The sequence below is a fragment of the Paracoccus sp. pheM1 genome (assembly GCF_018499825.1).
In the GTDB taxonomy this organism is placed as follows: domain Bacteria; phylum Pseudomonadota; class Alphaproteobacteria; order Rhodobacterales; family Rhodobacteraceae; genus Paracoccus; species Paracoccus versutus.
In genome coordinates this window covers 2,716,463-2,737,353 of the sequence record NZ_JAGXCX010000001.1, presented here as the reverse complement: position 1 = coordinate 2,737,353, position 20,891 = coordinate 2,716,463, and the positions used below count along the sequence as shown (strand labels likewise).

Annotated in this window: 20 protein-coding genes; 12 read left to right on the top strand and 8 right to left on the bottom strand. The window is 69.5% G+C overall.

Features of this window, described 5'->3' with window-relative positions; genetic code table 11:
- Window positions 1–67 precede the first annotated feature (67 nt).
- The 10 genes from KF941_RS13850 (at window position 68) to KF941_RS13805 (ending at window position 10,523) form a co-directional block, all read left to right on the top strand.
- Window positions 68–1,906 (top strand): tetratricopeptide repeat protein, encoded by a 1,839-nt coding sequence (locus tag KF941_RS13850; RefSeq protein WP_052095688.1) that lies wholly within the window; start codon window positions 68–70, stop codon window positions 1,904–1,906.
- A gap of 3 nt (window positions 1,907–1,909) precedes the next feature.
- A complete protein-coding gene (locus tag KF941_RS13845; protein WP_214273613.1) occupies window positions 1,910–2,731 on the top strand; it encodes a 4-(cytidine 5'-diphospho)-2-C-methyl-D-erythritol kinase in 822 nt (273 codons plus the stop codon).
- Window positions 2,732–2,761: 30 nt separating this feature from the next.
- Window positions 2,762–3,496: a pyridoxine 5'-phosphate synthase gene (locus KF941_RS13840; protein WP_214273612.1), complete on the top strand. Its 735-nt coding sequence runs from the start codon at window positions 2,762–2,764 to the stop codon at window positions 3,494–3,496.
- Between the two features lie 48 nt (window positions 3,497–3,544).
- Window positions 3,545–3,964 (top strand): holo-ACP synthase, encoded by a 420-nt coding sequence (gene acpS / locus KF941_RS13835; RefSeq protein ID WP_072463727.1) that lies wholly within the window; start codon window positions 3,545–3,547, stop codon window positions 3,962–3,964.
- A 49-nt stretch (window positions 3,965–4,013) separates the two neighbouring features.
- Complete coding sequence (gene lepB / locus KF941_RS13830) at window positions 4,014–4,814, top strand: signal peptidase I (RefSeq protein WP_036750036.1); 801 nt, start codon at window positions 4,014–4,016, stop codon at window positions 4,812–4,814.
- A gap of 44 nt (window positions 4,815–4,858) precedes the next feature.
- On the top strand, window positions 4,859–5,548 hold the full coding sequence (rnc, locus tag KF941_RS13825; RefSeq protein WP_116221928.1) for a ribonuclease III: 690 nt from the start codon (window positions 4,859–4,861) through the stop codon (window positions 5,546–5,548).
- Window positions 5,545–6,456, top strand: coding sequence for a GTPase Era (era, locus tag KF941_RS13820; protein WP_072463724.1), 912 nt, complete (start codon window positions 5,545–5,547; stop codon window positions 6,454–6,456). The genes rnc and era overlap by 4 nt, the downstream gene beginning before the upstream one ends.
- 8 nt (window positions 6,457–6,464) lie before the next feature.
- Window positions 6,465–6,800 carry a DUF1491 family protein gene (locus tag KF941_RS13815; RefSeq protein ID WP_214273611.1) on the top strand — a complete coding sequence of 112 codons (336 nt, stop codon included), beginning with the start codon at window positions 6,465–6,467 and terminating at the stop codon, window positions 6,798–6,800.
- A gap of 311 nt (window positions 6,801–7,111) precedes the next feature.
- The gene (gyrB, locus tag KF941_RS13810; RefSeq protein WP_214273610.1) at window positions 7,112–9,550 is read left to right on the top strand and encodes a DNA topoisomerase (ATP-hydrolyzing) subunit B; all 2,439 of its coding nucleotides are present in this window, start codon (window positions 7,112–7,114) and stop codon (window positions 9,548–9,550) included.
- Between the two features lie 208 nt (window positions 9,551–9,758).
- Entirely contained in the window at window positions 9,759–10,523 is a 765-nt protein-coding gene (locus KF941_RS13805) for an outer membrane beta-barrel protein (RefSeq protein WP_214273609.1), read from the top strand.
- A 66-nt stretch (window positions 10,524–10,589) separates the two neighbouring features.
- Here the strand turns inward: KF941_RS13805 and pdeM are convergent, their stop codons facing one another.
- The 5 genes from pdeM to KF941_RS13780 are packed head-to-tail and all read right to left on the bottom strand — an operon-like array spanning window position 10,590 to window position 16,703.
- On the bottom strand, window positions 10,590–11,243 hold the full coding sequence (pdeM, locus tag KF941_RS13800; RefSeq protein WP_214273608.1) for a ligase-associated DNA damage response endonuclease PdeM: 654 nt from the start codon (window positions 11,241–11,243) through the stop codon (window positions 10,590–10,592).
- Window positions 11,240–13,672 (bottom strand): ligase-associated DNA damage response DEXH box helicase, encoded by a 2,433-nt coding sequence (locus KF941_RS13795; RefSeq protein WP_214273607.1) that lies wholly within the window; start codon window positions 13,670–13,672, stop codon window positions 11,240–11,242. Before KF941_RS13795 ends, pdeM begins: the two co-directional genes overlap by 4 nt.
- Window positions 13,669–15,213, bottom strand: a complete 1,545-nt coding sequence (locus KF941_RS13790; protein WP_214273606.1) for a cisplatin damage response ATP-dependent DNA ligase — start codon at window positions 15,211–15,213, stop codon at window positions 13,669–13,671. Before KF941_RS13790 ends, KF941_RS13795 begins: the two co-directional genes overlap by 4 nt.
- Window positions 15,210–16,199: a ligase-associated DNA damage response exonuclease gene (locus KF941_RS13785; protein WP_214273605.1), complete on the bottom strand. Its 990-nt coding sequence runs from the start codon at window positions 16,197–16,199 to the stop codon at window positions 15,210–15,212. Before KF941_RS13785 ends, KF941_RS13790 begins: the two co-directional genes overlap by 4 nt.
- A 30-nt stretch (window positions 16,200–16,229) precedes the next feature.
- Window positions 16,230–16,703 carry an Lrp/AsnC family transcriptional regulator gene (locus KF941_RS13780; protein WP_214273604.1) on the bottom strand — a complete coding sequence of 158 codons (474 nt, stop codon included), beginning with the start codon at window positions 16,701–16,703 and terminating at the stop codon, window positions 16,230–16,232.
- Window positions 16,704–16,776: 73 nt separating this feature from the next.
- On the opposite strand from KF941_RS13780, the gene KF941_RS13775 reads away from it, so the two are divergent.
- Entirely contained in the window at window positions 16,777–18,198 is a 1,422-nt protein-coding gene (locus KF941_RS13775) for an aminotransferase class V-fold PLP-dependent enzyme (protein ID WP_214273603.1), read from the top strand.
- Here the strand turns inward: KF941_RS13775 and KF941_RS13770 are convergent.
- Window positions 18,176–18,877 carry a YafY family protein gene (locus KF941_RS13770; RefSeq protein WP_036750003.1) on the bottom strand — a complete coding sequence of 234 codons (702 nt, stop codon included), beginning with the start codon at window positions 18,875–18,877 and terminating at the stop codon, window positions 18,176–18,178. The genes KF941_RS13775 and KF941_RS13770 overlap by 23 nt on opposite strands.
- A 60-nt stretch (window positions 18,878–18,937) precedes the next feature.
- Between KF941_RS13770 and KF941_RS13765 the strand changes: the two genes are divergently transcribed.
- Window positions 18,938–19,531, top strand: a complete 594-nt coding sequence (locus tag KF941_RS13765) for a glutathione S-transferase family protein (RefSeq protein ID WP_214273602.1) — start codon at window positions 18,938–18,940, stop codon at window positions 19,529–19,531.
- Here KF941_RS13765 and KF941_RS13760 read toward each other — a convergent pair.
- Entirely contained in the window at window positions 19,486–20,412 is a 927-nt protein-coding gene (locus tag KF941_RS13760; RefSeq protein ID WP_214273601.1) for a DMT family transporter, read from the bottom strand. The genes KF941_RS13765 and KF941_RS13760 overlap by 46 nt on opposite strands.
- Before the next feature lie 116 nt (window positions 20,413–20,528).
- Window positions 20,529–20,828: an HU family DNA-binding protein gene (locus KF941_RS13755; RefSeq protein ID WP_024845371.1), complete on the bottom strand. Its 300-nt coding sequence runs from the start codon at window positions 20,826–20,828 to the stop codon at window positions 20,529–20,531.
- Window positions 20,829–20,891: the final 63 nt, after the last annotated feature.

Sequence of the window (20,891 nt, the reverse complement as noted above, 5' to 3'; positions counted from 1 at the left end):
CCGTTGCCCATCGGCCCGGCGGCGGCTAGGGTCGCCTGCGCAAATCGCCGAGACATGGGCCCAAGCCGTGACCACAAGACTGATCCCCTTGGCGCTGATCGCGCTGATCGCCGCGCCGATGCCGCAGGGCACCGCCATGGCCGCACCCTCGCTTGCCCAGGCCGAAAAGCCCGAGCCCCAGAACAGCGAGCGCCCGGCGCATCGCCCGGCGGATACGGCGCCCGAGGTTCGCGGCCTCTCGGGGCCCTACCTGGCCGCGCGCATGGCCGCGATCCAGAACGACTATCCCGAAGCCGCCCGCTATTACCTCCAGGCGCTGGCCCATGACGACAGCGATCCCTTCCTGCAGGACAGCGCGCTGGTCGCGCTGATCTCGGCCGGCGAGATGGAGCGCGCCACCGCGCTTGCCGGCACCATGTCCGGCCAGGGCCGCGCCACGGAACTGGCGCGGCTGGTGCAGCGCGCCGAGATGGCACGCGCCGGGCGCTGGGACGCGCTGATCGAGGCCATCGACGCCGCCCCCTCGCCCGAAGGCGACGCCGGCACGCCCGGCGGCGGCATGCTGATCGACGGCATGATGCGGGCCTGGGCGCTGCTGGGCGCCGGAAAGGCAGGCGAGTCGCTGACCGCCTTCAAGAAAATGGCCGAATTGCGCGGCGCTGCGCCGATGGTGAACTACCACCTGGCGCTCGCCAAGGCGCGGGTCGGCGATTTCGAGGGCGCCGAGCTGCTGCTGGCCGATCCCGTCACCGGGGCGCATATCCTGGGCGTCATCGCCCGCGCCCAGGTGCTGTCGCAGCTGGAACGCAACCGCGACGCCATCGCCATGATCGAGGCGACGCCCGGCTTTGCCGAGGAGCCCTACCTGGTCGCCCTGCGCGACCGCATGGCGCGGGGCGAGACGCTGCCCTTCGATTCCGCCCGCGGTCCGGCGGACGGCATGGCGCAGCTGTTCCTGACCTTCGGCTCGGTCCTGGCCACCACCGACGAGCCCGATCCGCTGGCGCTGATCCATGCCCGGCTGGCCGAATACCTGGCCCCCGACTTGGGCGAGGCGCGGCTTCTGGCGGCGCAGCTCTTGCAGGGCTTCGGCCAGTTCGACCTGGCCGAGCGCGAGTTCGAGGCCCTGCGCGAGCTGGGCGACATGCGCCCGGTCGCGGAATTGTCGCGCATCGACGCCCTGGCCCGCGCCGAGCGGCTGGGGGATGCCGAAAAGGCCGCGCTGGCGCTCACCGCCGCCCATCCCGAACTGGCCCAGGGCTGGATCGCGCTTGGCGACATGCTGCGCCAGCAGGACAAGTTCGCCCAGGCGGTCCCGGCCTATGACAAGGCGCTGGACCTGATCGGCGACGCCAGCCCCGAGGCGCGCTGGTTCCCGCTTTACGCCCGCGGCATCGCGCTGGAACGCTCGGGGCAGTTTCCCAGGGCCGAGGCGGATTTCCGCGCCGCGCTGAAGATCCGCCCCGATTCGCCGCAGGTGCTGAACTATCTGGGCTACAGCCTGGTGGACCGCAACGAAAAGCTGGACGAGGCGCTGGCGCTGATCCAGCGCGCGGTCGAACTGCGCCCGGACGACGGCTATATCCTCGATTCGCTGGCCTGGGCCTATTTCCGCCTCGGCCGCTACCAGGAGGCGGTGGCACCGATGGAGCGCGCGGTGGCCGCCATGGCCAGCGATTCGCTGGTCAACGACCACATGGGCGACATCTACTGGATGGTCGGCCGCAAGCGCGAGGCCGAGATCCAGTGGCACCGCGCCCTGTCGCTGAAGCCGGAAACCGAAGCCGACGCCCAACGCATCCGCATCAAGCTGGAGCGCGGCCTCGATGCGGTGCTGGAAGAGGAAACGGCAGCCGGCGGCCGGCGCCCCGAGGTCCGCGCCCCGGAACCGGCCAAGGCCGACTGACCCATGCCCCTGCCCCGGCGCGAGGCCGCGCCCGCCAAGCTGAACCTGTCCCTGCATGTGACCGGCTGCCGCCCGGACGGCTATCACCTGCTCGATTCGCTGGTGGTGTTCCTGGAGCTGGGCGACGTGGTGACGGTGGCACCGGGGCCCTTGTCGCTCAGCCTGACCGGCCCCTTCGCCCAGGGCCTGGCGGCCGAGCCCGACAACCTGTGCCTGCGCGCCGCGCGGCTGGCCGGGCGCGAGGCGCGGATCACCCTGGAAAAGAACCTGCCGGTGGCCTCGGGCATCGGCGGCGGCTCGGCCGATGCGGCGGCGGTGCTGCGCGCGCTGGATGCCCGCCCCGAGCGGCCGGAAGTGCTGGGCGCCGACCTGCCCGCCTGCCTGGCCGGCCGTCCGCTGCGGATGCGGGGCCTGGGCGAGATCCTGGTGCCGCTGCCGCCGCTGCCCCAGCTGCATGTGCTGCTGGTCAATCCCGGCCGCGGCCTGCCCACGCCCGCGGTGTTCAAGGCCCTGGCGCAGCGCGACAATCCGCCCATGCCCGAGCCCTTGCCCGATTTCCCCGACGCGCCGGCGCTGATCGCCTTCCTGCAGGAATGCCGCAACGACCTCGAGGCGCCGGCCATCGCCCTGATGCCCGAGATCGCCGATTGCCTGGCCGCGATCCGCGCGACCGGGGCGGCGCTTGCCCGCATGTCCGGCTCGGGCGCGACCTGCTTCGGGCTTTTCGCGACCGCGGCCCAGGCCCAGGCCGCCCGCGCCCGCATCGCCGGGGCAAATCCCGGCTGGTGGGTGGCGGCATCTGGACTTGCGCCGGCAAAGCACTAACCTGCCGCTGAAATCCACAAGGGGAAAACCATGCTGCGCCTTGGCGTCAACATCGACCACGTCGCCACCATCCGCAACGCCCGCGGCACGCCCTGGCCCGACCCGCTGCGCGCGGCGACGCTGGCCCAGGAGGCGGGCGCCGACGGCATCACCGCCCATCTGCGCGAGGATCGCCGCCATATCTCGGACGCGGACATCGACCGGCTGATGGCCGCGCTGAACCTGCCGCTGAACCTGGAAATGGCCGCGACGGCCGAGATGCAGGCCATCGCGCTGCGCCACCGCCCGCATGCCGTCTGCATCGTCCCCGAAAAGCGCGAGGAGCGCACGACCGAAGGCGGGCTCGACGTGGCCGGAAACGAGGCCTTCCTGGCCGATTTCATCGCGCCGCTGCGCGAGGCGGGCTGCCGGGTCTCGCTCTTCATCGGCCACGAGCCGCGCCAGGTCGAGGCCGCCGCCCGCACCGGTGCCGCAGTGGTGGAACTGCATACCGGCGCCTATTGCGACCTCGACACCGAGGGCCGGCCGGCCGAACGCGACGTGGAGCTCGAGGCGCTGCGCAAGGCCGCGGCCCAGGCGCATCTGCTGGGACTCGAGGTCCATGCCGGCCACGGCCTGACCTTCGACACGGTCGGCCCCATCGCCGCCATCCCCGAATTGCGCGAATTGAACATCGGCCATTTCCTGATCGCCGAATCGGTCTTCCTCGGCCTCGGCCCGGCCATCCGCGAAATGCGCCGGCGCATGGACGCCACCCGCGCCTGATTTCTCCGTTGCCCAAATACCCATGTCACCACAGGACCAACCAGGCGCATGATTCTCGGCATAGGCTCGGACCTTTGCAACATCGACCGCATCGCCGGGGTGCTCGCGCGCCACGGCGACCGCTTCCGCCGGCGGGTCTTTACCGAACGCGAACTGGCGCTGGCCGCGCGGCGCCGGCAAGAGGCCGCGACGCTCGCCAAGCGTTGGGCGGCCAAGGAGGCCTGCTCCAAGGCGCTGGGAACCGGGCTCGCCATGGGGATCGCCTGGCGCGACATGGCGGTCAGGAACCTTGCGACCGGCCAGCCGACCATGGAGCTGACAGGCTGGGCGGCCGAGCGGCTGGCGGCGATGACGCCCCCCGGCCACCGCGCGCATGTGCATGTGACGCTGACCGACGACCATCCCTGGGCCCAGGCCCTGGTGGTGATCGAGGCGCTTCCGGATGACGGCGGGGCAGGCACGGCTTGACTTTGCCGCCCCCCGCGCCCCATGAACGCGCGACTTGCCGATGAAGGGAATGGCATCCATGGCCAAAAGCGAAGCCCGCAAGGATGGCGGCATCTGGGAAACCGTCAAGACCATCTTCTGGGCGCTGGTGATCGCGGGCGTGTTCCGCACCCTGTTCTTCCAGCCGTTCTGGATTCCCTCGGGCAGCATGAAGGACACGCTGCTGATCGGCGACTTCCTGTTCGTGAACAAGATGGCCTATGGCTATTCGCGGGTGTCCTGCCCCTTCGCGATCTGCCCGATCTCGGGCCGCATCCTGGGCTCCGAGCCCGAGCGCGGCGATGTCGTGGTCTTTCGCCATCCGACGCGGGGCGACGATTTCATCAAGCGGGTGATCGGCCTGCCCGGCGACCGCATCCAGATGAGGAACGGCGTGCTGTGGATCAACGGGCAGGAGGTGCCGCAGCAGCCCGCCGGCACCTTCACCGAACCCTATGCCCCGCAGGGCCCGCAGCAAAGCCTGCCGAAATGCCGCAACGAGCCGGTCCCCGAGGGCGCCGCCTGCGAAAAGGACCGCCACACCGAGACGCTGCCCAACGGGCGCACGCATGACGTGCTGAACATCTTCGACAACGGGCCCGGCGACAATACCGCCGAGTTCACCGTGCCCGAGGGGAACTACTTCTTCCTGGGCGACAACCGCGACAACTCCGGCGACTCGCGCTGGCCGGCGGCGGTGGGCGGCGTCGGCATGGTGCCGGCGGAATACCTGATCGGGCGCGCCGACCGGATCATGTTCTCCTCGGCCGGCAAGTCGCTGCTGTATTTCTGGACCTGGCGGGCAGACCGTTTCCTGAAGGCCGTGGACTAAGGGAAGAATTGCCGCGGCGCCCCGCGCCGTGGCAGGATCGCGACATGAAGATTTCCGCAGACCTGCGCGCATTCTCGGAACGGCTGGGGCACGAATTCTCGCGCCCCGACCTGCTGCGCCGCGCCCTGACCCATGGCTCGATCGCCAGCGCCACCCGGCCCGACAACCAGCGGCTGGAATTCCTGGGCGACCGCGTGCTGGGCCTGACCATCGCCGAGGCGCTGTTCTCGGCCGACCACGCCGCGACCGAAGGCCAGCTTGCGCCGCGCTACAACACGCTGGTCAAGGGCGAGACCTGCGCCGCCGTCGCCCGCGAGATCGGGCTGGGCGAGGTGCTGAAGCTCGGCCGCTCCGAGATGCTGTCGGGCGGCCGGCGCAAGGAGGCGCTGCTGGCCGATGCGATGGAGGCGGTGATCGCCGCCGTCTATCTGGATGCCGGCTTCGAGGCGGCGCGCCAACTGGTGCTGCGCCTATGGGCAAGCCGGCTCGCCAATGTCGAAAGCGATGCGCGCGACGCCAAGACCGCGCTTCAGGAATGGGCGCAAGCGCAGGGCATGAGCCCGCCGCGCTATATCCAGACCGCGCGCAGCGGCCCCGACCATGCGCCGGAATTCCAGATCACCGTCCGGCTGGACGACGGCCGCGAGGCGGCCGCCAGCGGCAGGGGCACCAAACGCAGCATCGAGCAGGCCGCCGCCAGCGCCATGCTGGAACAGATCGAAAGAACGCCATGACCCAGACACGCGCGGGCTTCGTCGCCCTGATCGGCGAGCCGAATGCCGGGAAATCCACCCTGCTGAACCGGATGGTCGGGGCCAAGGTCTCGATCGTGACGCATAAGGTGCAGACCACCCGCGCCCGCATCCGCGGCATCGCCATGCGAGGGGACAGCCAGATCGTCTTCGTCGACACGCCCGGCATCTTTCGCCCGCGCCGCAGGCTCGACCGCTCGATGGTCAAGGCGGCCTGGGGGGGCGCGGCCGATGCCGATGTGATCCTGCTCTTGATCGAGGCGCATCGCGGGCTGACCGACGGCGCGCAGGCGATCATCGACAACCTGCGCCAGCATGCCGGCCAGACCCCGGTGGCGCTGGTCATCAACAAGATCGACCGGGTGAAGTCCGAGGCGCTGCTGGCGCTGTCGCAACAGCTGAATGCCGCCTTCGACTTTACCCGCACCTTCATGATCTCGGCCGAAAAGGGCTATGGCTGCGACGACCTGCTGGACTGGCTGGCGCAGGAAGTGCCCGAGGGGCCGTGGCTCTACCCCGAGGACCAGGTGGCCGACCTGCCGATGCGCATGATCGCCGCCGAGATCACCCGCGAAAAGCTGACCCTGCGCCTGCACGAGGAAATCCCCTATCAGCTGACGGTGGAAACCGAGAAATGGGAAGAGCGCAAGGACGGCTCGGCCCGCGTGGACCAGATCGTCTATGTCGCCCGCCCCGGCCACAAGGGCATCGTCCTGGGCAAGGGCGGCGAGACGATCAAGGCCATCGGCCAGGCGGCGCGGGCCGAGCTGGCCGAGTTCATGGGCCGCCCGGTCCACCTGTTCCTGCAGGTGAAGGTGCGCGAGAACTGGCTGGACGAGGCCGAGCGCTATAACGAGATGGGCCTCGATTTCCGCGACGGCGATGCCTGAGGCGCCCGATGCCTGAGCCGCGCCTGGCCGCCGGCGTCTGGGTCGCGGCCTATCTGCGCCGGCTGGGGCTGGCCGGCATCCCGGCCTATGTCACCCGGCATGGCGACGACACCGCCGGCAGCGTGATGGTGAAATGCGCCACGCTGGACGGCCGGGCGAGCCTGTGGATCCGGGAATGGGATTTCGAGACCGACCGGCGGGCCTGGCTGCAGCTGAACGAGGCCGAGGAGCGCGAGATCGACGCCGGGATCGCCCGCAACATCGCCCGCGACCCCGACCTGTGGGTGATCGAGATCGAGAGCCGCGACGGCCGGACCCTGCTGGACGAGGACGGGCTGGCTTGAACCGGCCTGGGTATCGCCCGAGAGGGTGGCAGGCCGGACGGGACGGAGCACAATGCGCGCCGGGCGGGAGTATTTGGGAAACGGTGAAAGCCCAAGGACAAGGCGGCGGGCGGAGCGCCTGGCGGGGCGGGCGGCATGGGTATTTGGGGAACGAAGAAGCCGGAGGTTTCGCGCCGGATGGCCGGGCGCGCGGCACGGCGGGCATGGCGGGGGCGCCGGCCGGTGGGAAGCCGCTAAATCTTGTGGCTTTCCCGTGACATTCCGTGCGGCGCACACTATAAGATGCGAGTCCAAGGCAGGATAAGAAGACAATGACCGAACCCGCCCCCCAGACCTCCGACTACGGCGCCGATTCCATCAAGGTTCTCAAGGGCCTGGAAGCCGTGCGCAAGCGTCCCGGCATGTATATCGGCGATACCGACGACGGCTCGGGCCTGCATCACATGGTCTATGAGGTCGTGGACAACGGCATCGACGAGGCGCTGGCCGGACATGCCGATTTCGTGCGGGTGAGGATTCACGCCGACAGCAGCGTCTCGGTGCGCGACAACGGCCGCGGCATCCCGGTGGACATGCACCCGACCGAAGGGGTCAGCGCGGCCGAGGTCATCATGACCCAGCTGCATGCCGGCGGCAAGTTCGACCAGAACAGCTACAAGGTCTCGGGCGGGTTGCACGGCGTCGGCGTCTCGGTCGTCAACGCGCTGTCGGACTGGCTGGAGCTGCGCATCTGGCGGGGCGGCAAGGAACATTACGCCCGCTTCGAGAACGGCGACACCGTCGAGCACCTGCGCGTGGTCGGCGATGCCGAGCCGGGCGAAAAGGGCACCGAGGTGCGTTTCCTGGCCTCGTCCAAGGAGGACCGGGCGGACGGCACCTTCTCGAACCGCGACTTCAGCTACAAGGTGCTGGAGAACCGGCTGCGGGAGCTGGCCTTCCTGAACTCGGGCGTGCGCATCATCCTGGAGGACGAGCGCCATGCCGAACCGCTGCGGACCGAGCTTTTCTATGAAGGCGGCGTGCGGGAATTCGTGAAGTTCATCGACCGCTCGAAAACCCCGGTCATGCCCGAGCCGATCTTCATCACCGGCGAGCGCGGCGGCATCGGCATCGAGGTGGCGATGTGGTGGAACGACAGCTACCACGAGACGGTGCTGCCCTTTACCAACAATATCCCGCAGCGCGACGGCGGCACGCATCTGGCCGGCTTCCGCGGCGCGCTGACCCGCGTCATCAACAATTACGCGCAGACCAATGCCCAGGCGCGCAAGGAAAAGGTCGATTTCACCGGCGACGACGCGCGCGAGGGGCTGACCTGCGTGCTGTCGGTGAAAGTGCCGGACCCGAAATTCTCGAGCCAGACCAAGGACAAGCTGGTCTCCTCGGAGGTGCGTCCCGCGGTCGAGGGGCTGGTGGGCGAGAAGCTGGCCGAATGGTTCGAGGAGAACCCGGCCGAGGCGAAATCCATCCTGGGCAAGATCGTCGAGGCGGCGCTGGCGCGCGAGGCGGCGCGCAAGGCGCGCGAGTTGACGCGGCGCAAGACCGCGATGGACGTGGCCAGCCTGCCCGGCAAGCTGGCCGATTGCCAGGAAAAGGATCCGGCGCTGTCGGAGCTGTTCATCGTCGAGGGCGATTCGGCCGGCGGGTCCGCCAAGCAGGGCCGCTCGCGCCAGAACCAGGCGGTGCTGCCCTTGCGCGGCAAGATCCTGAACGTGGAGCGGGCACGCTTCGACCGGATGCTGTCGAGCGACCAGATCGGCACGCTGATCACCGCGCTGGGGACCGGCATCGGCCGGGACGAGTTCAACCTGGGCAAGCTGCGCTACCACAAGATCGTCATCATGACCGATGCCGACGTGGACGGCGCGCATATCCGCACGCTTCTGCTGACCTTCTTCTTCCGGCAGATGCCCGAGCTGATCGAGGCGGGGCATCTCTATATCGCGCAGCCGCCGCTCTACAAGGTCAGCCGCGGCCGGTCCGAGGTCTATCTCAAGGACGAGGCGGCACTGGAGGACTACCTGATCGAGCAGGGCATCGACGGCGCCAGCCTGCGGCTGGGCAATGGCGAGACCCTGACCGGCGCCGACCTGGCCCGCGTGGTCGAGGAGGCGCGCACCGTGCGCCGCATCCTGCGCGCCTATCCGACGCATTACCCACCCCATATCACCGAGCAGGCCGCCATCGCCGGCGCGCTGGTGCAGGGCCGGGTCGATGCCGATGCGCAGGGCGTGGCCAATGCCGTGGCCCAGCGGCTGGACCTGATCGCCGAGGAATACGAGCGCGGCTGGACCGGCCGCCCGACCCAGGATGCCGGCATCCGCCTGACCCGGCTGCTGCGGGGCGTCGAGGAAAGCCGGACCCTGGACGGCCCGATGCTGCGCAGCGCCGAAAGCCGGCGGCTGGGCGCCATGACCGATGCGCTGCACGAGGTCTATGGCCAGCCGGCGCAGCTGATCCGCAAGGATCGCGGCATCCCGATCCACGGCCCGATGAGCCTGCTGCAAGCCATCTTCCTGGAGGGCGAAAAGGGCCTGTCGCTGCAACGCTACAAGGGCCTGGGCGAGATGAACCCCGAGCAGCTTTGGGAAACCACGCTGGACCCGGCGGCGCGCACCATGCTGCAGGTGCGGGTCGAGGATCTGGGCGAGGCCGACGACATCTTCACCAAGCTGATGGGCGATGTGGTCGAACCGCGCCGCGATTTCATCCAGCAGAACGCCCTGAGCGTGGAGAATCTGGACATATAGGGCTTAATGGTGCCAATGGTGCCACAAGCCCCTTAAATTTTACACGATCTTTAGTTTTATTGTTGCTATCATGTCGCGATCTGCGCCACAAAACGGCGGCGCCTTCAGGCGCCGCTTGCGGCCTTCCGACCGCAGGCCGAGTTGTTAATTGATTTTGATGCCGGGGATTTTGGACCTTCTATAGGCATCACGCATAGGAGATGTGGACATGTGCGCTGTTCGGATGAACGCCCTTCACGCCACTGCGGCCGCCGCCTCGCTGACGCTGGCCGCCGCTTTGGCCGCGAATGCGGGAGGTTTTACACCGCCGATCGTTGACAGCGGCGTCACCGCCCCGATCGTCGAAGTCCCCGCCGGCGAATGGGCCGGCGGCTATGCCGGTGTGACGCTGGGCTATGCCTTCGGCGAGGGCGAATACGTGGGCTTCACCGAGATCCCAGGCGGCTATCTGGGCACCGCCGGCAAGCTTGAGCTTAGCGGCGCCAATGCCGGGCTGCGCATCGGCTATCGCTGGCAGCGCAACCGCTGGGTGTTCGGCCCGGAACTGGGCTTTGAAGGCGGCAATATCGACGACGTGCTGACCTATGACAACGCATACGACGGCTCGACCGATGTGTCCTCCAAGGTCAAGAGCGTCCTGGCCCTGCGCGTCAAGACCGGCTATGCGGTTCAGCCCGACCTGCTGGTCTATGGCGTGGCAGGCCTTGCCAGGGCCGATATCGAGTATCGGGTCGCTGCCACGGATGACGCAGGCGGTTCCTTCAGCGACGAGGCGAATTACAAGCAGAGCGGCTATATCCTGGGCCTTGGCGTCGAAAAGAAGCTGAACGATCGCATGTCGGTAACGGGCGAATATGAATATGCCAACTTCGGCAAATCCACGCGCACCTTCACTCTCAATAGTGAAACGGCATCGACTCAGGCCACCCCCGACTATCACAACCTGAAACTGGGCCTGAACTTCAAGTTCTGACCCCGAACGCTTGATCCGGCTCCACGGACGGGAAAGGGTCGCCCTGGGGCGGCTCTTTTTCGTTTCTCACGACCGTCGGCGGCCCAACGGCAGCGGGATGGCGCGGGCGCCGCAAGCGATGGCCAGCCCCTGCGGCACCAGCGCCGCCAGCGCCGGATCGTCCTGCAAAAGCCCGCCGGTATAGGCGCCGAAGGCCGGCAGCAGCAGGTGATCGCCGCCCAGCAGGAAGGCGCGCCTCCGCTCTCCGGCCAGCCGCACGGCGGGGTGGAAATGGCCCGATATGTCCGGCCCCTGCCCCGCCTGGTGCCGCAGCGTGACCCGGCCCAGCCGCAGGCTGTCCGCCGCCCGGCCCGGCAGGCCCGCCGGTGCGCCGGGATCGTGGTTGCCGCCGATCCAGACCCAGTCCCGCCCCTGCGCCAGCCGGACCAGGGCGCCGGCGACCAACGGGTCCAGCGCCTCGGCCGCCGCCAGGTCGTCGAAACCGTCGCCCAGGCTGACCACCACCTGCGGGTCCAGCGCCGCGATTTCGGCCGCCAGCCGCTCCAGCGTCGCCAGCCCCTCATAGGGCGGCAGCAGCGGGCCGCCGCGCCGGGCCATGCGCTCGGACTTGCCCAGATGCAGGTCGGCCACGACCAGCCAGCCGCCCGCCCCCCACCACAGCACGCCCGAGGCTCGCGCCTCCAGCCGCAAGCCATGGAAATCAAAGACGTATCCGCTCATGCGATCCCTTCCAGCCCGGCGTCGCGCATCAGTGCCTCGGCCTCGATTTGCGCCAGCCGCTCGCGGCCCTCGCCGCGGATCGGCACCCGGCCGACCTCCAGCAGCAAGGGCGCGGCCATGGGCGAGACGCGGTCCAGCATCCGATGCTCGCGCCGGGGCGAGCGGTCCAGCATCTCCTCGATCCGGCCGAAATCGACAAGGCCCCGCCCCGCCTCCTCGGCGGTGATGCGCAGCATCAGGTGGCCGGGGTCGTATTTGCGCAGGGTGTCGTAAAGGATGTCGCTGGAGAATGTCGCCTGCCGCCCGCTCTTGCGTTGGCCGGGCATGTTGCGCTGGATCAGCCCGGCGACGGTGGCGACATTGCGGAAGGTGCGCTTCATCACCGCATTCCCGCCCAGCCAGTCGCCCAGGCCCGCCCGCAGCCGCGCCCGGTCCAGCAGCGGCGCGGGATCGCACAGCGGGTCCAGCGACCAGACCAGCAGCGCGTAATCGGTCGACAGGAAACCCAGCGGGCCCAGCCCCTCCTCCTCCATCTCGCGGGTCAGCAGCAGGCCCAGCGTCTGCAAGGCATTGCGACCGGCGAAACCGTAAAGCGCGAAATGCCACAGCCCGGCATGGGGAAAGCTTTCGGACAGCAGCAGCCCCGGTTCCGGCAGGGCCGAGACCTCGGCCTGCAAGCCCAGCCAGTCCCGCGTCTGCGCGGGCAAGGCATCGTGCCGCGACGGATCGCCGATCAGCGCCAGCACCCGATGCGAAAGCTGCGTGGACATGGCCAGCTTGACGCCGGAATAGACCGCGATCTTGGGCTGCCGCGTCGGGTCGGGCGTGACCTCGATCACCATCTCGCGCATCGCGTCCATGCGCACCACCCGCCCGCCGATCAGGAAGCTGTCGCCCGGCGTCAGGCTGGCGGCAAAGGCTTCCTCGACCTCGCCCAGGGGCGCGCCGCCGCGGCCGCGCAGGCGGACCTTCATCATCTCGGCCTCGACGATGGTGCCGACATTCATCCGCAGCAGCTTCGCCGCCCGCGCGTCGCGCAGATGCCACAGGCCCCCGCGCAGCATCAGCCGCTGCCAGCGGTCATAGGCGCGCAGGGCATAGCCGCCGGTCGCGGCGAAATCCAGGCAGGCGTCGAAATCGGCGCGGGAAAGCCCGCGATAGGGGCCGGCGGTGGCGACCTCGGCATAAAGCGCATCGGCGTCGAAGGGTGCGGCGCAGGCGGTCAGCAGGATATGCTGGCACAGCACATCGAGCGGCCCCGGCCCGCGCGGATCGCCATCCAGGTCGCGCGCCCGCACCGCCTCCAGCGCGGCGACGCATTCGATCTGCTCGAAACGGTTCGCCGGCACGATCCGCGCCTTCGAGGGCGCATTATAGCGATGGTTCGCCCGACCGATGCGCTGCACCAGCCGCTTGACGTTCTTGGGCGCGCCGACCTGGATCACCAGGTCCACCGCGCCCCAGTCGATGCCCAGGTCCAGGCTGCCGGTCGCGACCACGGCACGCAATTCGCCCGCCGCCATCGCCGCCTCGACCCGCGCGCGCTGCTCGCGCGCCAGGCTGCCGTGGTGCAACCCGATGGGCAGGTTCTCGTCATTCGCGGCCCAAAGCGCCTGGAAGAACAGCTCGGCCTGGGCGCGGGTATTGATGAAGATGATGGTGGTGCGCGCAGCCTTCACCGCCGCCAGCACCTCGGGGATGGCATGATGCCCGCCACCGCCGGACCAGGGCGCGGGCCGCACGGTGGCCAGCATGGCGATGTCGGGATCGGGGCCGGGATCGGCCTCGACCACCGTCACCGACGCGGCGCCTGCCATGAACCCGGCCAGCGCCTGCGGATCCTCGACCGTCGCCGACAGGCCCGTCACCCGCAGCCCCGGCGACAAGGCCCGCAGCCGCGCCAGGCCCAGCATCAGCTGGTCGCCGCGCTTGCTTTCCGCCAGGGCGTGCAATTCGTCCAGCACCACCCGGCGCAATCCGCCAAAGATCGCCGGCGCCTCGGGATAGCTCAGCATCAGGGCCAGGCTCTCGGGCGTGGTCAGCAGGATCTCGGGCGGATCGACGCGCTGGCGCCGGCGCTGGCTCTGCCCGGTATCGCCGGTCCGGTCCTCGACCCGCACCCCCAGCCCCAGTGCGGCCACCGGCCGCGCCAGGTTGCGGCCGATATCGGCAGTCAATGCCTTCAGCGGCGAGACGTAAAGCGTATGCAGCCCGCCCCGTGCCGCTTCTCTGTTGCCCAAATACCCATCCGGCCGCGCCACCTGCGCCAGCTCCACCAGCGAGGGCAGGAACCCCGCCAGCGTCTTGCCGCCGCCGGTCGGCGCGATCAGCAGGCTGTCGCCCGTCGCCGCCAGCAGCGCCAGCTGATGCGGATGCGGCTGCCAGCCCTGGCGCGCGAACCAGTCCTGGAACGCGGGTGGCAGGATCACAGCATCGCCTCGAGCGTTTCCAGCCGGTCCGCCTCGGCCGCCGGCTTGTCCCAGCGGATGCGGCTGATGCGGGGAAAGCGCATGGCCACGCCCGAACGGTGCCGGGCCGAGCGGTTCAGCCCCTCGAAGGCCACCTCGACCACCAGCTTCGGCGCCAGCGCCCGCACCGGCCCGTAACGCTCGACGGTGTTCTGGCGCACGAAGCGATCCAGCTCGCGCAGCTCGGCATCGGTAAAACCGAAATAAGCCTTGCCGACCGGCACCAGTTCACCGCCGTCCCACAGGCCAAAGGTGAAGTCGGAATGAAAGCCCGAGCGCTTGCCATGGCCGCGCTGCGCATAGATCAGCACCGCGTCCACCACCATCGGGTCGCGCTTCCACTTGAACCAGGGCCCGCGCGGCCGGCCGGCGACATAGGTCGAATCGCGGCGCTTGACCATCACCCCCTCGATCACCGCCGCGGGCGGCTCGGCGCGCAGCGCGGCCAGGTCTTCCCAGGTGGCGAAGTCCAACAGCGGCGAGATGTCGATGCGGGCGCCGAAATCCACCGCCTCCAGCACCCTGCGGCGCGCCTCCAGCGGCTCGGCACGCAGGTCGCGGCCGTCCCACAGCAGCAGGTCGTAAAGCCGCAAGCCCGCCGGGTGGCTGGCCAACAGGCCCTTGCCGACGGTCTTGCGGTTCAGCCGCTTTTGCAACTCGCCGAAGGGCGCGACCTCGCCCTCGCGGCGCACGATCAGCTCGCCATCGGCGCTGCCGTGGAAATCCATCGCCTCGATCACGTCGGGAAAGGCGTGCGAGATGTCCTCGCCGCTGCGGGAATACAGCCGCCGCATGCCGCCTTCGGCCACCGCCTGCACGCGGATGCCGTCCCATTTCCATTCCGCGAAATAATCGCCGGGCTCCAGCGCCCGCAATTCGTCCAGGTCGGTCGGCGTCGACAGCATCACCGGGCGAAACGGCGCCAGCGCCGCGCTTTCCGGCCGCGCCCCACCGCCCAGCCAGCCGAACAGCGGCGCATAGGGCGGCGTAAGCCCGTGCCAGATCTCCTCGATCTCGGGGACCGAGGGCACGCCCATCGCCGCCAGCGCCATCCGCGCCATGCGGGCCGAGACGCCCACGCGCAGGTTGCCGGTGGCGAGCTTCAGGAAGGCCAGCCGCTCGGACGGGCCCAGCCGGTCCAGCAACGCAGCGATGGCGCCGGGCAGCGCCGCCTTGCCGGTGCCCTGCAACAAGGCCACCGCCTGGGACAGCGAGGGGTCGTCCTCGGCCCCCTCGGGCCAGACCAGCGCGATGGTCTCGGCCAGGTCGCCGACGAAATCATAGCTCAGCGCCAGGAGCTCGGCGTCCACCCGCTCGGCCGCCAGGGCCCGCAGAAGCGAGGGCGTGACCCGGCGCAACTCCAGATCGCCGGTCAGCGCCGCCAGGGCCCAGCCGCGATCCGGGTCCGGCGTGCGTTCCAGATAGTGCTGCAAAAGCTGCAGCTTGACATTGCGCGCCGGCGTGAAGGCCAGCCGTTCCAGCAGGGCGGCAAAACCCTTCATTCCGCCTCGTCCTCGTAGCCGACCAGCCGCAGCGGCCGGGCGGGGATCTGCGCCAGTTCGCACCAGCGCATCACGCCCTCTTCGGCGCCATGCGTGACCCAGACCTCGGACGGCGCCAGTTCAGCCAGCGTGCCGGTCAGCGCCGGCCAGTCGACATGGTCGCTGATGACCAGCGGCAGTTCGACCCCGCGCTGCCGCGCCCGCGCCCGCACCGCCATCCAGCCCGAGGCAAAGCCGATCACCGGGTCGCGGAACCGCTGCACCCAGGGGCTGGCGAATGCCGAGGGCGGGGCGATCACCAGCTGCGCCGCCACATCCTCGGCCGTGGCGGGCACCAGCGCGCCCAGGTCGATGCCGCGGGAGGTGTAGAAATCGCACAGCGCCTTCAGCGCGCCATGGATGGCGATGGGCGCGTCATAGCCGGCCTCGCGCAGCAGCGCGATGACATGCTGCGCCTTGCCCAGCGCATAGGCGCCGATCAGGTGCGGGCGGTCGGGAAACTCGGCCATGCTGGCCAGCAGCTTGGCCACCTGCACCGCCGGGTCGGGAAAGCGGAATACCGGCAGGCCAAAGGTCGCCTCGGTCACGAAGACGTCGCAGGGCACCGGCTGGAAGGGCGCGCAGGTCGGGTTCGGCTGGCGCGCGTAATCGCCCGAGACGACGATGCGGCAACCGCCGGCCTCGACAGAGATCTGGCTCGATCCCAGCACATGACCGGCCGGGTGGAAGCCGACGGCGACGCCGCCGATGCGCGTCTCGGCCTCGGCCAGCTGGGTCGCGCCGGCAAAGCCGTCGCCCATGCGCAGCCGCATGATCTCCAGCGTCTCGGCCGTGGCCATGACCGCGCCATGGCCGAAACGGGCGTGGTCGGAATGGCCATGGGTGATCAGCGCGCGCTCGACCGGACGCAGCGGGTCGATGTGAAAGCCGCCCTCGGGGCAGAAAAGGCCGGCTTCGGTCGGGAACAGGATGGAATCGGCGCGCATGACCCGAAGATGTAGAACATTTCGTGAAAATCAAGCCGGCGCCAGCGGCCGGCCCTCGAAGATCGTCTCCATCGAGAAAACGCCGGTGACGCGTTCCAGATCCATGTCGGCGATCAGTTGCTTGTAAAGCGCGTCATAGCCCGCCATGCCGCCCACCACCGCCTTGGCCATATAGTCCCATTCGCCGCCGATGCGGTGGAACTCGGTGATCTGCGGCAGCGATTCGATGCGGGCGCGAAAGCGCCGCGCCCAGGCGTCGTCATGATGGCGGGTGCGGATCATGACAAAGACCGTCAGCCCCAGCCCCAGCGCCGCCGCGTCGATGACGGCGCGGCTGCCTTGCAGCACGCCGGCCTCGGTCAGCCGCTGCAGGCGCCGCCAGCAGGCGTTCTGCGACAGGCCCACCCGCTCAGCCAGCTCGCGCTGCGACAGGCCGGCATCGCGTTGCAGCAGCGCCAGAAGGCGGTTGTCGATTTCGTCGATGGAAAAGATCTTGTCGTTCATTTGACAACCGATCAGTGGGATACTGGCAGATATTCAGAATGATTTCTCGCCAGCGGCGGGTCAAGATGCGCGCATGAAGACGAGGAACCCGATGCCGCCTTTCGACAGCTATCTCGCCCGGCTGGGCGACGACCCGATGCAGGTGATCCATGACGGCGTGATCGGCCGCGACGCGATGATCGACGGCCCCTTCGGGCCGCGCCGGATGATCTATGCCGATTACATCGCCTCGGGCCGGGCGCTGCGGCCCATCGAGGACTGGGTGATGGAGAACGTCCTGCCCTGGTATGCCAACAGCCATACCGAGGCCAGCCATTGCGGCGGCACCATGACCCGGATGCGCCGCGCGGCGCGCGAGGCGATCGGCTTTTGCACCCATGCCGGGGCGGAACATGCGGTGATCTTCACCGGCTCGGGCGCGACGCAGGGCATCAACCGGCTGGTGCATCTCATGGCCGCCGGGCCGGGAACGACGGTGCTGATCGGGCCTTACGAGCATCACTCGAACATCCTGCCCTGGCGCGAAAGCGGGGCCGAGGTGGTGACGATCCCCGAGGCCGCGACCGGCGGGCCGGACCTGGCGGCGCTGCGGCAGGTTTTGGCGCGCGCGGGCGGCCCGGTGATCGGCAGCTTCTCGGCCGCCTCGAACGTCACCGGCACGCTGACCGACATGGCCGAGGTCACGCGCATCCTGAAGGCGGCGGGGGCCAGGGTGGTCTGGGACCAGGCCGGCGGCGCGCCCTATCTGCCCATCGACATGCGGCTGGGCATGGATGCGGTGGCGATCTCGCCGCACAAGTTCATCGGCGGGCCGGGCGCCTCGGGCGTCCTGATCCTGCGCCGCGACGCGGTGCTGGCCGGTCGCCCCACCCTGCCCGGCGGCGGCACGGTGCGCTTCGTCTCGCCCCAGGGCCACGATTATGCACCGTCGCTGGAGGCGCGCGAGGAAGGCGGCACCCCGAACGTGATCGGCGACATCCGCGCCGCGCTGGTCTTTCTGACCAAGGCCGCCGTGGGGCAGGACGCCATCGACGCGCGCAATGCCGAATGGCTGGCGCTGGGGATGGCGCGGCTGCGGAACCATCCGCGGATCGAGCTGCTGGGCAACCCGGACGCGCCGCGCCTGCCCTTCTTCAGCTTCCGCATCCGCGACGGGCGGGGCGGCTTTGTCCACCAGCAGCTGGCGACGCGGATGCTGTCGGACCTTTACGGCGTGCAGGCGCGCGGCGGCTGCGCCTGCGCCGGGCCCTATGTCCATCACCTGCTGGGGCTGGGCCCCGAGGATTCGGCCCGGCTGCGCGCCGCGATCCTGGCCGGGGACGAGATCGAGAAGCCCGGCTTCGTGCGGCTGAACCTGTGCTGGGCGGCCCCGCGCGCCGAGGTCGAGGCGATCCTGGATGCCGTCTGCGACCTGGCCGACCACGCGGCCGACCACCTGGCGCATTACCGCTGCGACCGCGCCACCGCGATCTTCACCCCGGTTGCGGCCGCCTAGCGCAGGGGCGCGAGATATAGTCCCGCACCAGGGCCACCCGGCGCGGGCGAAAGCTGGTGCCGCCGGGACGCATGGCCCGGATGCGCGGCACGTGAAAGGTGCGGAAATCCTGCCGCAGCGTGCAATGCGCCAGCAGCATCATGTGATTGTCGCTGTAGCTGAGGCCCAAGGGCCAGATCTCGCGCGTCGTGGCGGCGTCCTGCAGGTCGAGATAGTCGATGACCAGGCTGCGCTCTTCCCACAGCGCCTCGCGCAGCAGCGCCATGTCCACCTGCGGGCTGGGACGCTGCGCCGGTTCGCGAAACAGGCGCATGGTGGTGTGCATGGCGTGCCGGCCCTGGCTTTCGGGCAGGGTGGCGATGATGCGGGCCAGCGCATCCTCGCCCGCGCGGGTCAGTTCGGGATCGCCCAGCGTGCGCAGGCCCGAGACGGCCAGCAGCAGTGCCTCGATCTCCAGCCGCGAAAAGCTTTGCGGCGGCAGGGCCGGGTCTTCGGTCAGCGCATAGCCCAGCCCCGCCTCGCCGTCGATCAACGCGCCGCCGGCGCGCAGCGTGGCGATGTCGCGGTAAAGCTGGCGGCGCGAGACGCCGGTCTCCTCGGCCAGCCGCGCGGCCGTCACCGGCGCGGGCAGGCGGCGCAGCGCATCCATCAGGCGCATCAGCCGGTCGGTGCGGGACATGCTGTCACCTTCTGTCAGGGGCCCTGCGCCATTCTGCCCCCGTCAACACAGGAGGCCAAGATGCCGACCCTATACCACGCCCCGAAAAGCCGCTCGTCGAGCATCCTTGCCCTGCTGGAGGAACTGGGCATCCTCGACAAGGTCGAGATCCGCCATGTCACGATCCCGCGCCAGGACGGCTCGGGCGGGCGCGACCCGGCGAACCCGCATCCCGAGGGCAAGGTCCCCTATCTGGTCGATGGCGAGGATCACGTGCGCGAACGCGGCGCCATCATCCTGTATCTGACCGACATGTTCCCCGAGGCGTGGCTGGGCCCGCTGCCGGGCGATCCCAGGCGCGGCCAGTATCTGAGCTGGCTCAGCTGGTATCAGGGCGTGCTGGAGCCGGTGGCGATCCTGAACTTCTTCAAGATCCAACATCCGGCGCTGGAGGCGACCTTCCGCGACTACGACACCGCGATCCGGCGGCTGGACGAGGTGCTGGGCAAGCAGCCCTGGCTGCTGGGCGACCGCTTCTCGGGCGCCGACCTGCTGATCGCCAGCCCCTTCCTGTTCTTTGGCGAGGGGATGCCGCGCACGCCCGCCATCGACGACTGGGCGCGGCGGGTTCAGTCGCGCCCCTCGATGGCGCGGGCGGCGGAACTGGACGGCTGAGGCGCCGCGGCGGCGGCGGGCAGCTTGGCCAGCTGCACCATCAAGATGCCCGCCGCCACGATCAGCGCGCCGATCACGTCCGAGGCGCCGAACCGCTCGCCCAGCAAAGCGGCGGCGATGGCGACGCCGAAGATCGGCGACAGGAAATGAAAGGTCGCCGCCCGCACCGCGCCGATGCGGTTGACCAGCCGGAACCACAGCCAGGTCGCGCCGATGCCCGGCGCGATCACCGTATAGGCAAAGGCCCAGAGCAGGCCCGCGCTCCATTCCACCGGGCGGCCCCATTCCATCAGCACGGCCGGGACCAGCAGCAGGCCGGCGCCGACCGCCATCTGCAGCCCGACGATCATCATCATGTTGCGGCTGCCCCCGGCCCCGCGCGCCGCCAGCGTGGCAAAGGTCAGCGCCACCATGCCGATCAGGCACAGGATCACCCCCGGCACGTCCAGCCCGTGCCGGAGCCGCACCCCCATGATCAGCGTGACGCCGGCCACCCCCGCGACCAGCCCGGCCACGGCGATGGGGCGCAGCCGCTCGGCATAGAGCAGCCAGCCCAGGAAGGCCACGGCCAGCGGCATCATCGAGGCGATGATGGCCGAGACGGATGCCTCGACATATTGCATCGCGACCCAGCTGAAGCCCAGGTAAAGCGCGTTCTGGCACAGGCCGAACAGGACCACCGTGCGCCATTCGGCGCGGCTGAGGCGCCAGTTCTGGCCCATGGCGCGGGCCAGCGGGATCGCAACCATGGCCGACAGGCCGAAGCGGATGACCAGCGCGGTCAGCGGCGGCGCGGCCGTGACGATCATGCGCGTCGAGGTAAAGGCCGAGGCCCAGACGACCGCAAAGCCGAAGCCCATCAGAATGGCCCTGAAATCCATGTCGCCCCCCCTGCCCGCACCCCCATGGGCTAGCAGATGGGCCGGCGGGCGCAAGGGCCGGAAACGACAGAAGCCGCGCAGGTCATGCGCGGCCCCTTCTGCGGCGAAAGCCGGGATCAGGCGTTCACGCTGTCCTTCAGCGCCTTGGCGATGGTGACCTTGACCACCTTGTCGGCGGGCTTCGTCATCATCTCCTGGGTTTGCGGATTGCGGACCTGACGCTCGGGGCGGGTGCGGCAGGCAACCTTGCCGATGCCCGGCAGGGTGACGGCACCACCTTCGGCGACCGTGCGCGACACGACGGCCGAAAGCGCGTCCAGAGCCGCCGCGGCGGTCTTCTTGTCGCTGCCCATTTCATCGGCCAGCGTGGCGACGAGCTGGGTCTTGGTCATCGGTTTCGAAGCGGCCTGGGCCATATTCTGTCTCCTCGTTGTTCCCCGTTCGGGAAATTTTCGGACGCCACCTTGGCGGCACGCTTG